General features: G+C 66.7%; 12 protein-coding genes. 3 read left to right on the top strand and 9 right to left on the bottom strand.

The genetic code is table 11. The annotated features are described in order from the left end of the window. Together VJ811_RS08365 and VJ811_RS08370 are read left to right on the top strand one after the other, a co-directional pair. Positions 1 to 1081: DUF6504 family protein (locus VJ811_RS08365; protein ID WP_324071809.1), on the top strand; the 1081-nt coding region annotated here is incomplete at its 5' end. Next, positions 1078 to 2052 (top strand): PHP domain-containing protein, encoded by a 975-nt coding sequence (locus VJ811_RS08370; protein ID WP_324071810.1) that lies wholly within the window; start codon positions 1078 to 1080, stop codon positions 2050 to 2052. The genes VJ811_RS08365 and VJ811_RS08370, both read left to right, overlap by 4 nt. Before the next feature lie 122 nt (positions 2053 to 2174). Here VJ811_RS08370 and VJ811_RS08380 read toward each other — a convergent pair whose 3' ends face one another. From VJ811_RS08380 to VJ811_RS08410, 7 genes are all read right to left on the bottom strand, one after another. Continuing rightward, positions 2175 to 5384 (bottom strand): CusA/CzcA family heavy metal efflux RND transporter, encoded by a 3210-nt coding sequence (locus tag VJ811_RS08380; RefSeq protein ID WP_324071811.1) that lies wholly within the window; start codon positions 5382 to 5384, stop codon positions 2175 to 2177. 3 nt (positions 5385 to 5387) lie between these two features. Continuing rightward, positions 5388 to 6536 carry an efflux RND transporter periplasmic adaptor subunit gene (locus VJ811_RS08385; RefSeq protein WP_324071812.1) on the bottom strand — a complete coding sequence of 383 codons (1149 nt, stop codon included), beginning with the start codon at positions 6534 to 6536 and terminating at the stop codon, positions 5388 to 5390. Between the two features lie 3 nt (positions 6537 to 6539). Beyond that, entirely contained in the window at positions 6540 to 7811 is a 1272-nt protein-coding gene (locus VJ811_RS08390) for a TolC family protein (RefSeq protein ID WP_324071813.1), read from the bottom strand. Between the two features lie 66 nt (positions 7812 to 7877). Beyond that, the gene (locus VJ811_RS08395) at positions 7878 to 8195 is read right to left on the bottom strand and encodes a hypothetical protein (RefSeq protein WP_324071814.1); all 318 of its coding nucleotides are present in this window, start codon (positions 8193 to 8195) and stop codon (positions 7878 to 7880) included. Between the two features lie 9 nt (positions 8196 to 8204). After that, entirely contained in the window at positions 8205 to 8582 is a 378-nt protein-coding gene (locus VJ811_RS08400) for a DUF3703 domain-containing protein (RefSeq protein ID WP_324071816.1), read from the bottom strand. Between the two features lie 156 nt (positions 8583 to 8738). Beyond that, entirely contained in the window at positions 8739 to 9380 is a 642-nt protein-coding gene (locus VJ811_RS08405) for a class I SAM-dependent methyltransferase (RefSeq protein WP_324071817.1), read from the bottom strand. Further along, positions 9377 to 10015 (bottom strand): cation diffusion facilitator family transporter, encoded by a 639-nt coding sequence (locus tag VJ811_RS08410; RefSeq protein WP_324071818.1) that lies wholly within the window; start codon positions 10013 to 10015, stop codon positions 9377 to 9379. The genes VJ811_RS08405 and VJ811_RS08410 overlap by 4 nt, the downstream gene beginning before the upstream one ends. Positions 10016 to 10082: 67 nt before the next feature. Here VJ811_RS08410 and VJ811_RS08415 point away from each other — a divergent pair, with 67 nt between their 5' ends. Beyond that, a complete protein-coding gene (locus VJ811_RS08415) occupies positions 10083 to 10490 on the top strand; it encodes a helix-turn-helix domain-containing protein (RefSeq protein ID WP_324071819.1) in 408 nt (135 codons plus the stop codon). Positions 10491 to 10515: 25 nt separating this feature from the next. On the opposite strand, the gene VJ811_RS08420 is transcribed toward VJ811_RS08415, so the two are convergent. Together VJ811_RS08420 and VJ811_RS08425 are read right to left on the bottom strand one after the other, a co-directional pair. Next, positions 10516 to 10875, bottom strand: coding sequence for a copper-binding protein (locus tag VJ811_RS08420; protein ID WP_324071820.1), 360 nt, complete (start codon positions 10873 to 10875; stop codon positions 10516 to 10518). 22 nt (positions 10876 to 10897) lie between these two features. After that, on the bottom strand, positions 10898 to 11955 hold a 1058-nt coding region (locus VJ811_RS08425), incomplete at its 5' end, for an efflux RND transporter permease subunit (RefSeq protein ID WP_324071821.1).

Consider the following 11955-nt stretch of genomic DNA (forward strand, 5'->3'; position numbering starts at 1 on the left):
CACGCCGGGCGCCGCACACGCGCTCGCGCGCTTTGGCGGCGGCGCGGCTCTGATCCTGCCGGAAGGGAAGGAGACCGAGGCGCTGGGCGAGCTGCCGCTGCACGCGCTTCGTCTCGCGCCCGAGGCGCTGACTTCGGCCGCGCGCTTCGGGATTGAGCGGATCGCCGATCTTTATCCCATGCCGCGTGGCCCGCTCGCGCGGCGTCTCGGGCGCGATACGGTCGAGCGGCTCGACCAGGCCCGCGGCTTTTTGCCCGAGCCGATCGTATCCGTCGTGCCATTCGAGACGCCCCTCGTGTCGCGCCGGCTTATCGAGCCGATCGCGACCGCCGAGGCGATTGAACAAGTGATCACCGATCTCGCCGCCGATCTGGTCGCCGATCTCGAAAAGCGCGGGCTGGGGGTACGTGCTGCGGTCCTCCGCTGCGAGCGCGTCGATGCGCGCGAACAGCTGGTGGCGGTGGGCACGGCACGCGCGACGCGCGATGCGAAGCATTTGGTCCGCCTGTTCAAGCTGCGCATCGACAGGATCGAGCCGGGACTCGGGATCGAGGCGATGGCGCTCGCGGCCCCGCAGGTCGAGGAGCTCGCGCCAGAGGCAATTGTCTCCGCGCTCGATGCCGGGTCGCGGGCGCCCGATATCGCACCGCTCGTCGACCAACTCACGGGGCGCGCCGGCGCGGCGGCGCTGTTCAGGCTCGAGGGACGCGAAAGCGACGTGCCCGAGCGCGCGATCGTGCGCGCCGGCCCGCTTGCCGAGCCTGCCGGCTGGCCCGCCTGGCCCCGGCCGATCCGCTTGCTCGCGCGGCCCGAGGCGCTGTCCGGCGTCATTGCGCTGCTCCCCGACCATCCGCCGCGCCGCTTCGCGTGGCGCGGGCGGAGCTATCATGTCGTCGCGGGCGATGGCCCCGAGCGCATCTATGGCGAATGGTGGCGAACGACCCGCGAAATGTGGGCGGTGCGCGACTATTTCCGGGTCGAGACGGAGAACGGCGAGCGCTTCTGGCTCTTTCGGCGCGGTGACGCGATCGACGACAATACCGGCGATTTGAGCTGGTATATGCACGGCGTGTTCGGATGACGGCTCCCGCCACGACCTATGTCGAGCTTCAGGTCACCAGCCATTTTTCCTTCCTGCGCGGTGCCTCGGCGCCCGAAGAATTATTCGCCGCTGCCGCGCTGATGGGACATTCAGCGCTCGGGCTATGCGACCGCGGTAGCGTTGCGGGCATGGTGCGCGGCCTGTCGGGTCAGGAGGCGACCGGCGTCCGGCTGATCCCGGGCGCACGCGTCGATCTGCGCGATGGCCGTTCCTTGCTGCTCTATCCCAAAGACCGGGCCGCCTGGTCGCGGCTGACACGGTTGCTCTCGCTCGGCAAGGCGCGCGGCGGCAAGGCCAATTGCTGGCTCGATTGGTCCGATGTCGCGGCATGGGCCGAAGGACTCGTTGCGGTTCTGCTCCCTGACGCGGCCGACGAGCGCACCCGCCTCGATCTCGGCGAACTGCGCGAACTGTTCGGCCCGGACGCATATCTTGCGCTCTCGTTCCGCCGTCGTCCCGGCGATTTCGCGCGGCTGCACGCGCTCGACGCGCTGGGCCGCAGTGTCGGCGTGCGCTGCGTGGCGATGGGCGACATCCTATACCATGCCCCCGAGCGCCGGCCGCTGCAGGATGTGCTGACCGCGATCCGTGAGAAAACAACCGTCGATGCGCTCGGGTTCAAGCGCGAGCGCTTCACGGATCGCGCCCTGAAATCGCCCGCCGAGATGGAGCGCCGTTTCGCTCTCTTTCCCGATGCGATCCGGGCGACCGCCGACATCGCGGCGGCGTGTCGCTTCGACCTCGGCGAGATCCGCTATCAATATCCCTATGAGGAAGTGATGGCGGGGCGGACGGCGCAGGAGGCGCTCGCCGAGCTCACCGAAGAAGGCGCGGCGCGCATGTTTCCGGGCGGCGTGCCGCCTGCCTATCAGAAACAGATCGATCATGAGCTCCGCCTGATCGGCGAGCTTGGCTATGCGCCGCGTCGGATAACAGGGCGAGGCTGTTAAACAGCCATGCCCCCACCAGTTCGGCGACAAGGAACGTCCCCGTCAGCGCCAGGGCGATCGTCAGGCTTCGGCTGTTCGCCCCCGCTGTGTGATCGTGCCCGGAATGGCCTCCGCCATCATGACTATGCGCGTGCGCCATCGTCGATCCTTTCTTCTCGCCGTAGCCCTCCACCTCCATAACGCGCATAGAGCGTCGGGAGTACGAAGAGGGTCAAAAGCGTCGCCGAAATCAGTCCGCCGATGACCACCGTCGCGAGCGGTTTCTGAACTTCGGCACCGGCACCCGTCGCGAGCGCCATCGGCACAAAGCCCAAGCTCGCAACCAGCGCGGTCATGACCACGGGGCGGAGCCGCTGCAGTGCGCCTTGGCGCGCGGCTTCGGCGCGCGCCATGCCCGATCGCATAAGCTCCTGGATCGACGACACCATCACGAGACCATTGAGGACCGCGATGCCGGAGAGGGCAATGAAGCCGACCGCCGCCGAGATGGAAAAGTCCATTCCGCGCAGGAACAGCGCCAGCACCCCGCCGATCAGTGCGAGCGGCACGCCGGTGAACACGATCGCCGCATCGCGCGCCGAACCGAGCGCACCATAGAGAAGCAGCAGGATCAGCACGAAGCAGGCCGGGATCACCAGCTGGAGCCGGTCGCGAGCGGAGGCGAGATTTTCGAACTGGCCGCCCCATTCAAGATAGCTGCCCGCCGGCAAGCGGACATCCTTCGCGATCGCCGCGCGCGCATCCTCGACGACGTCCGAGACCGCGCGGCCTCGCACATTGGCCTGCACCACCACGCGCCGCTTGCCATTGTCGCGGCTGATCTGGTTCGGTCCGTCGGCGATGCGGATATCGGCAACGCTCGCGAGCGGCACAAAAGCCCCGCCCGCAACCGGCACCTGCACCTGTTCGAGGACCGAGAGGTCGGCGCGCTGCGTGTCCGAAAGCCGCACCACGACAGGAAAGCGCCGGTCGCCCTCGTAGATCGTGCCGGCTTCGCGTCCGCCGATCGTCGCGGTCACGACATCCTGGACATCCTGGGCAGTGACGCCGAGCCGCGCCATAGCGTCGCGGTTGACCCTGATGTCGAGCATCGACAGGCCTTCGGTTTCCTCGACGCGGATATCGGTCGCGCCCTCGGTCCTCTCGAGGATCGCCGCGATCTGCCGCGCGGTGCGGTTCATCGCGTCGAAGTCGTCGCCGAAGACCTTGATCCCCAGGTCGCCGCGCACACCCGCGATTAGCTCATTAAAGCGCATCTGGATCGGCTGGGTGATTTCATAGGCATTGCCCGGGAACTTGTTCAGATCCCGCTCGAGGCGCTCGACCAGCTCGGCCTTGGTGAGGCTCGGATCGGGCCATTCCTTGCGCGGCTTCAGAATGACGAAATTGTCGGTCGCATAAGGCGGCATCGGATCCGATGCGAGGTCGGCGGTTCCCGTCTTCGAAAAGGCGAACGCGACCTCGGGCTGCCGCGACAGCATTTGTTCGATTGGGACCTGCATCGCCTGGCTTTGCTCGACCGAGGTCGAGGGAATGCGAAACGCCTGGATCAGGAGATCGCCTTCGTCGAGCTGCGGAAGGAACACCTGCCCGAGCGACAGGAACGCCGCGATCGCGACGACGAAGCCGCCGATACCCGCCCCCAATGTGAGCGAGGGCCTTTTCATCGCCTTGTCGAGCCCGGGCTCATAGCGCTGCTTGAGCCAGCCCATGATCCGTCCCTCTTTCTCCTCGACTCGTTTCGAGAGCCAGATCGCGATGGCGGCGGGTATGAAGGTGAGCGAAAGCACAAAGGCGAAGGCGAGCGCCATGATCACGGTGAGCGCCATCGGAATGAAGGTCTTGCCCTCGACCCCGCTCAAGGTGAGCAGTGGGACATAGACGAGGATGATGATCGCCTGGCCATAGACCGATGGCCGGATCATCTCGCGGGCGGCCGCCGCGACCGTGGCGAGCCGCTCGCCGGTCGTAAGCACCCGGCCTTCGCGATGCTGATGTTCAGCCATCCGCCGCAGCGCGTTTTCGACGATGATGACCGCGCCGTCGACGATGAGGCCGAAATCGAGCGCGCCGAGGCTCATCAGGTTCGCCGAAACGCCGGTGCGCAGCATCCCGAAGCTGGTCAGCAGCATGGTGATCGGAATGACCAGCGCCGCGATCAGCGCTGCACGGAAATTGCCGAGCAGCAGGAAGAGGACGACGATGACCAGCAGCGCGCCCTCGGTGAGATTCTTGCCGACCGTCCAGATCGTCGAATTGACGAGCTTGGTGCGGTCGAGCACCGGCTGGACGACAACATCGGCCGGCAGCGATGCGTTGATCTCCCCCAGTCGGTCGGCGACCGCGGTCGCGACGGTCCGGCTGTTTTCGCCGATGCGCATGACTGCGGTGCCGACAACGACCTCGCTGCCATTCTCCGAAGCGGAACCCATGCGGACCGCCTGGCCGGTGCGAACCGCCGCAACCTGGTCGAGAGTGATCGGAACCCCGGCGCGCGTCGCAACGACCACGCGCGAGAGCTCGGCGGCGTCGCGAACCAGCGCGTCGGACCGGACCGCCAGCCCTTCGCCGTTCCGGTTGACGACGCCGGCGCCGATGCTCGTATTGTTGCGTTCGAGCGCTTCGGCGAGATCGGTGAGGCTGAGGTCGAGCGCGGCGAGACGCTGGACGTCGGGGACAACCAGATATTGCTTCGAATAGCCGCCAATCGCATCGATCCCCGCGACCCCGGGAACATTTTTGAGTAGCGGCGTGACGATCCAGTCCTGCGTGGTGCGCAGATAGGTCGCCTTGTCAGCCTCGCTGATCAGGCGCTCGCCCTCGGGCGTGATGTAGCTCCCGTCGGTCTGGAGGCCCGGCTCACCGGTCTTGTGAACGTCGTCCTTGCGGTGGGCGAGGCGCACCGTCCACATATAGACTTCACCGAGCCCGGTCGCGATCGGCCCCATTTCGGGCTGGACCCCCGGGGGTAAATTCTCCTCGGCGCTGTTCAGCCGTTCGGCGACCTGCGCGCGCGCGAAATAAATGTCGGTCGCATCGGTGAACACAGCGGTGACCTGCGCAAATCCGTTGCGGCTGAGCGACCTTGTATGGTCGAGACCCGGAATGCCGGCGAGGGCGGTTTCTATCGGGAAGGCGACCTGTTTCTCCACCAGTTCTGGCGAAAGCGCCGGCGCGCGGACGTTGATCTGGATCTGGTTGTTGGTGATGTCGGGAACCGCGTCGATCGGCAGACGCGACAAGGCAGACGCGCCGACGATGGCGGCGATGGCGGTGAGCAGGACGACAAGCCAACGCTTGTCGACCGCCCAGGTGACGATGCGGGCGATCATGGCTTAATGCTCCTCGCCCGCTTCGCCCTTGCCGAGTTCGGCCTTGAGCGCATAGCTATTGGCGACGGCAATCTGCTCGCTACCCTTGAGGCCCGATCGGACGATCACATTGGTGCCCGCGCGGTCCCCGAGCACGACGGGGACAGCTACGAAACCATCCTTCGTGCGCACGAACACGACATTTTTGCCCTCGACCGTCTGCACGGCAGCGGCGGGAACGCTGATCATGCTGTCGCTGCTATCGCCGGCGAGCGCGACCGAGGCGGTCACCGCTTCGCCGACGCGCCACTGGCCAGCACGATTGTCGAGGATCGCGATTGCCGGCACAAGGCGCGTCGCGGGATCGAGCGCCGGCGAGATGAAGCTCACCTTGCCGGTCGCCTGACGCCCTGGGGCGCTGACCGAGACCGTCGCGCCCGGACGGATGCGCCCCGCATCCGCGGGCTGGAGGTTGAGCGACAACGACACGCTCGACAGATTGGCGACGCGATAAAGTTCGGCATCGGCGGCGACCGTCTGGCCAAGGACGACGCTGCGCGAAATCACCTGTCCCGAGATCGGCGCGGCAATCGCGATCCGGTTGAGCTGGCCGCCGCCGCCGCCCGCTGCCGACACCTGCTGGCGCGCCAGCTGATTGGCGATGCGCGCTTCGGTCGCGGCGGTGCGCGCGGCGATCACATCCTGCTCGGGCGACACGCGCTGAGCGAACAGCCGTTCCTCGCGCGCAAGATTGGAATTGGCGAGCGCGAGGCGGGCCCGCGAAGCTTCGACCTCACCCTGCAACTGGGCCGCCTCGCGGCTTTCGATGATCGCGAGCGTCTGGCCGCGACCGACGCTCTGACCAAGGTTGCGATTCAGCGCGACGATCCGCCCGCCAATCGCCGCCGATACCGCCTGCGTTCCCTGCGGGTCGCCCTCGATGGTCGCGGGGAGCTGGAGCGCCCCGGCGCTGCCGACAGTCGGCCGGCCAAGCACGATGCTTGCCACCTTGATCTGCTCGGCTGTGAGCGCGACATGTCCCTCCTCAGCGTGACCGCCTTCTTCTTCGCCATGCTCTTCCGCCTGTTTGGCGCTTTCACCGCTGCCGCACGCCGCGAGCAGCAGCGGCAGAGTGACGACGAGAAGGCGCTTACGATATGTCGTGGATGTCATGATTCAATTCCCTTCGGTGGGCGCGGGAGCCGTGAGGCGTTCCAACCGCGCCTTGGCGAGCTGATAGGAAACAAGCGCTTCGATCGACGCGACGCGCATCTCGGTCAATGTCCGCTCGGCATCGAGCAGTTCGAGCTGTCCGAACTTGCCCTCGCGGTAGCCGATCCGCGCGATGCGGGCGGCCTCCATCGCCGACGAAAGGGCCGGACCGCTGGCGTTGCGGGCCGCCGCCGCCGCATTCGCGGCCTCTACTTCGGCATCGGTGATCTGTTGCTCGACGTCGAGCGCGGTCATGCGGCGCTGGGCGTCGGCGCGGCGCCGCATGGCATTCGCCTGATCTACGGCGGCACGGCCATTGTTGAACAACGGCAGCGGCATCGAGATGGTGAATACCGCCGCCACATCGTTGGTCGCCTCGAGGCGCCGAACGCCGGGGCCGACGGTCAGGTCGGGGACCCGCTGCGCCGCCGCGAGCCGGACGCCCGCATCGGCCGTGTCGAGATCGGCGTCGGCCGCCGCCAATGCCAAAGTGCCGGCCGCGGATGCAGGGCGCGGCGGACCCATCACCGTCGCCGCGGGCGCCCCGAGAACGGTCATGTCGAGAGGGCCGAGGGTTGGACGCCCGACGCGGCGCGCCAGATTGACCCGCGCGGCTTCCGCCAGTCGGCGCGTCTGATCGACGCCGGCCTCGGCTTTAAGCCGCGACACCTCGGCCCGTTCCTGTTCGAGCGGCGAGGCGCGGCCCGCCTGGACCCGGATGGCCGCGGCCCGCGCTGTGTCGGTCGCGATCCGGAACTGATCCTCGGCGATCGCGAGCCGGACTTCGCCAGCGACCGCTTCGATGTAAAGTTCGCTCACCTGCTGACGAATATCGGCCTGTGCGATCGCTTGGGCGATAAGGGCCCGCCGCGCCTGCGCATCGGCGACGGCGATGCGCGCCGGGCGCTTGCCGCCGAGTTCGAGCGGAATAGCGAGACTGACCGTCGCGTCGGCACCATTGATTCCATTGTATGGGCCTGTTCCCACGAAATTCTCGACCTCGACCGCAATTGCGGGATTGGGTCGCAGGCCGGCGACGCGTCGCGCAGCCTTGGCGGCATCGACTTCGGCGCTGGCGGCTTCGGCCGCCGGAGCGCTTCCGCCTGCGAGGACCACCGCTTCGTCGATGGTGAGCAGCGGCGCCGGTCGCGACTGGCTGCTTTCCGCACCCTCCTGCGCCTGCGCTATGGTGACACATGATGTGGCTGCCATGAAGGCAGCAACGAACCTGTACATAATATTCTATCCTGATTGATCGGAGAAACCGCCGCCGCAACAAGGGCAGCAGGCGCTGTGAGATCGTCAGGCGAGCGGTGGGTCGAGCAAGGGCGGCGACGCGCGTGACGGCAGCGCCGCAAATGATGCGGCGAAGACCTGAACCTTCTTGAGCGCAGGAACGAGATCGGGAGCCGCGGCCCACTGGTCGGGCGCCACCGGGCAATGATGGCTGCCATGGGCAATTTTTGATGCTGGCTCGCGCGTGTCCTTCTCGCGATCGTCGGATCCGATATGGAAGGCTGGAGCATCGTCCGACGCATGAGCGGAAGCGGACTCGGCGAGGTGCATGCTGCAAAGCAGCACGGCCAGGATCATCAGCATCCGCATCATCGCGCCAGACATAGCCCCACCTTATCCATGCCGGGCCGAATTGTCGCGCGGCGCTAGCCGGGCCGCCAGATCGGGCGGCACCGGCATTGGCCGGAACGCGCTGATCCTGGCGCGCCCGGTATTCCCCGTCGGCAAGCGGCGGGTGAGCGACCCCAGAGGGACGAGAGCGAGGCGGAACAATTGCCCCGCCGCTTCGCGCCAGTCGCGCAAGCTCAACGCGAAATCGAGCATATGCCAATGCGATATCAGATGCGGCGTGAAATAGGACTGCGCCAATATGTGCGCGCGTTCGAGCGCCTGCCACGCTGCGGCGTCATCCATGATCCGGCGACTGGCGCGGTATCGCCCCATCTCCTCCGCGATCAACCCCATCGCGGTGTGCCGAATCTCGCTGCTCATCGATCGTCCCCTGCCTTTCGATTCGGTCACGCTTGTGCACCCTGTAGCAGCTACAGGGTCAAGTGGAACTTCGAGGCGGGACGGCACGCGACCGCGCTCGGAACGGGATCGCATGGCGGCTGGCTGAGCTTGAAGGGCAGCTGTAGCGGACATGGCCTAGCGGCGCCTTGCCAGAAACAGCGTGATGGTCCCGGTCGCGGTATGAACGTGGCGCGCCTCGCGCACATCGTCAAAACCCGCTTCCGCCATCAGACCCGGCAGCATGCCGTCGGCGTTGGGCTGCGTATCCTCGACACCGTCGAGCCGCTGGATCGTCTGCCGAAACAGGAACCGCATCAGGCTCGCCTGTTTGCCATAATCGGCAACGAGTAAGCGGCCTCCCGGACGCAGCGCGGCGTGCATCGCGGCAAGGCCGGCGCGTTTCTCGGCCATGGGGACCTGATGAAACATCAGGCTCGACACGACGGCATCGGCGGCAGCGGCTTCGAGATCGCGGGCAAATCCCTGGCGCCATTCGATCGACACGCTGGCCGATTGCGCCTTGTCGCGGGCGATCGACAGCGCTTCCGCGTCCGGATCGATGCCGATGACCACGGCATCGGGCGACGCCGCCTTCAGCATGACCGCGAAGCTGCCCGTGCCGCAGCCGATATCGAGGATGGTCTCACCCGCGCGCGCGGCGAGCAGTTCGAGCATGGCGCCGCGCCAGCGCATTTCGCGAGTCCAGCGCCGGATGGCCCGGTCATAGTCTGCCGTGTCGCCCGTACCCAGTGGCGGCGTATATTGCGCCTCGGTCATAGCGCCGCCTCACCCGGCTTGTGCGATGCGAGTTCGCGCAGCGCGTCGCGGATGATGTCATAGGCCGAATGGAGGAACAGCAGTGCGATGACGCCAGCGACGAGCAGGTCGGGCCAGGCGGCGCCGGTTATGGCAACAAGCCCGGCCGCAACGATGACGGCGACATTGGCCAGCGCATCATTGCGCGAAAAGAGCCAGATCGCGCGGGCCGTTGCGTCGCCTTCGTTGCGAAAGCGGCTGAGCACGAGCGCCGCCGCGATGTTGACGAGCAGGGCGACGACGCCAATGCCGCCCATCAGGTGGGCCTCGGGCGGGATGGCGTGAAAGCTGCGCCAGATCGCGGTGCCAATAACCCCGACACCGAGCAGGGCGAGGAAACAGCCCTGGACCAGCGCGGTTCGGCTGCGCGCGACTGCCGACCAGCCAAGCGCGATCAGTCCGACGAGGGTGATCGATCCATCGCCGATGAAATCGAGCGAATCGGCCTTGAGCGCCTGTGACCGCGCGAGGAAGCCGCCAGCCAGCTCGATCACGCCGAAGCCGAGGTTGAGAAGGACGACAATCCAGAGCGCGCGCCGATAGGCGGGGTCGACGCCCGCGCGCTTTTCGTCCGCTTCGCAGCCGCAATCGCTCATACCGTCATCCTTTCCCTTCGCGAGTCGGCGCTCTATATGCACCCTCTAGCAACTATAGGGTCAAGCGATGAAAATCGGAGAGTTGGCGCGCGCGACCGACACCAAGGTCGAAACGATCCGCTATTATGAAGTCGCGGGCCTGCTCGCGCCTCCGGCGCGGACCGGCGGCAATTATCGCTCCTACGGAACCGGCGATCTCGAGCGCTTGTCCTTCATTCGCCGCGCCCGCGATCTCGGATTTTCGCTCGAGGAGGTTCGCGAGCTTCTCGCGCTCGCCGACGACCGCGACCAGCCGTGCGGCGCCGTCGATGCGGTCGCGAGCAGCCATCTCGCGACCATCGAGCGCAAGATCGCCGACCTCTCCCAGATGCGCGACGAACTCGCGCGCATCATCGGCGGCTGCCGCCTCGGAAAGGTCGGCGACTGCAAGATCATCCAGACGCTCGGGCCGATGCGCGGCGCCGCGCGAAACTGACGCGCCGCGCATCGGTCGGTGCGGGTCACGAGGCAGGAAGCGCCTCGATCCGCGTGATGCGCCCCTTGGCGCCATCCCAGTCGAGTTCGAATGCAACGCGGTCGCCGACCTTGAGGCCCTTGAGCAAGTCCGCCGGGGCCTCGAAGCCCATCGTCATCGGCGGCCATTGCAGCGCGGCGATTTCGCCATGATCGAGCGTGACGGTCCCCTTGGCTGTATCGATCGCGGTGATTTTTCCTTCTCCTTTTCCATGCTGCACCGAAGCCGGAGCGGCTGCGGTCGTTTCCTTGGGGGCGGGGGTCTGCTGTTTGTCGGCCTCCGGGCTGCAGGCGCCTACGGCCATCAGCACGACCGCGCTCGCAGCCAATATGGACTTCGTCTTCATGTCGTTTCTCCTTGCTTTCATATCACGTCTCTTCGGTTTTCAACGTTGGTCGTTCGGGCCAGCGCCGCCGCATCATCAGATAGGCGGCGGGGATAATGAACATCGACAAGAGCGGTGCGGTGATCATCCCGCCGACCATCGGCGCGGCGATCCGGCTCATCACCTCGGATCCGGTGCCGGTTCCGATGAGGATCGGGAACAGGCCCGCGAGTATGACCGCGACGGTCATTGCCTTGGGCCGGACCCGGAGCAGCGCTCCATCGCGAACCGCGTCCTCGATCGGGCCGTCGCCGCGTGCTGCGAGCGCGTGCTTGAGATAGATGAGCATCACCACCCCAAACTCCGCCGCGACGCCCGCCAGCGCAATGAAGCCGACCGCGCTCGCCACCGACTGGTTGTAGCCGAGCAGATAGAGCAGCCACAGCCCGCCGGTGAGCGCGAAAGGCAGCGTCGCCATGATCAGCAGCGCCTCGTCCCAGCGGCGAAAGGTCAGATAGAGCAGGACGAGGATGATCGCGAGCGTGACCGGCACGACGATCTTCATCCGCTCGGCCGCGCGCACGAGGAATTCGAACTGGCCGGTGTAGGAGATGCTGATCCCCGGCGGCAATTTGACGTCGCGCGCGACCGCTTGCTGGATGTCCCGCACCAGTCGCTGGAGGTCGCGGTCGCGGCCATCGACATAAATCCAGGTCACCGGTCGGCCATTCTCGCTGCGCAGCATCGGCGGTCCGTCGCTGATCCGGACCGCCGCCACCGTGCCAAGCGTGATCTGCTGGCGCGAGGGGGTGAGGATCGGCAGGTTTTCGAGCTTGCCCAGGCTGTCGCGAAGCTCGCGGGGATAACGCACGCTGATCGGATAGCGCGCCAGCCCCTCGACCGTCTGGCCGATCGTCTCGCCGCCGATGACGCCGCCGACAAGGGATTGTACGTCGGCGACGTTGAGCCCGTATCGCCCCGCTGCGGCGCGATCGATGTCGACATCGATATAACGCCCGCCGGTCAGCCGCTCGGCGAGCGCCGAGGCGACGCCGGGAACCTTACGGACGATATCCTCGATCCGCTTCGCGGTGCGGTCGA

Origin of the sequence: Sphingopyxis sp., assembly GCF_035250425.1 — a bacterium.
Taxonomy (GTDB): domain Bacteria; phylum Pseudomonadota; class Alphaproteobacteria; order Sphingomonadales; family Sphingomonadaceae; genus Sphingopyxis.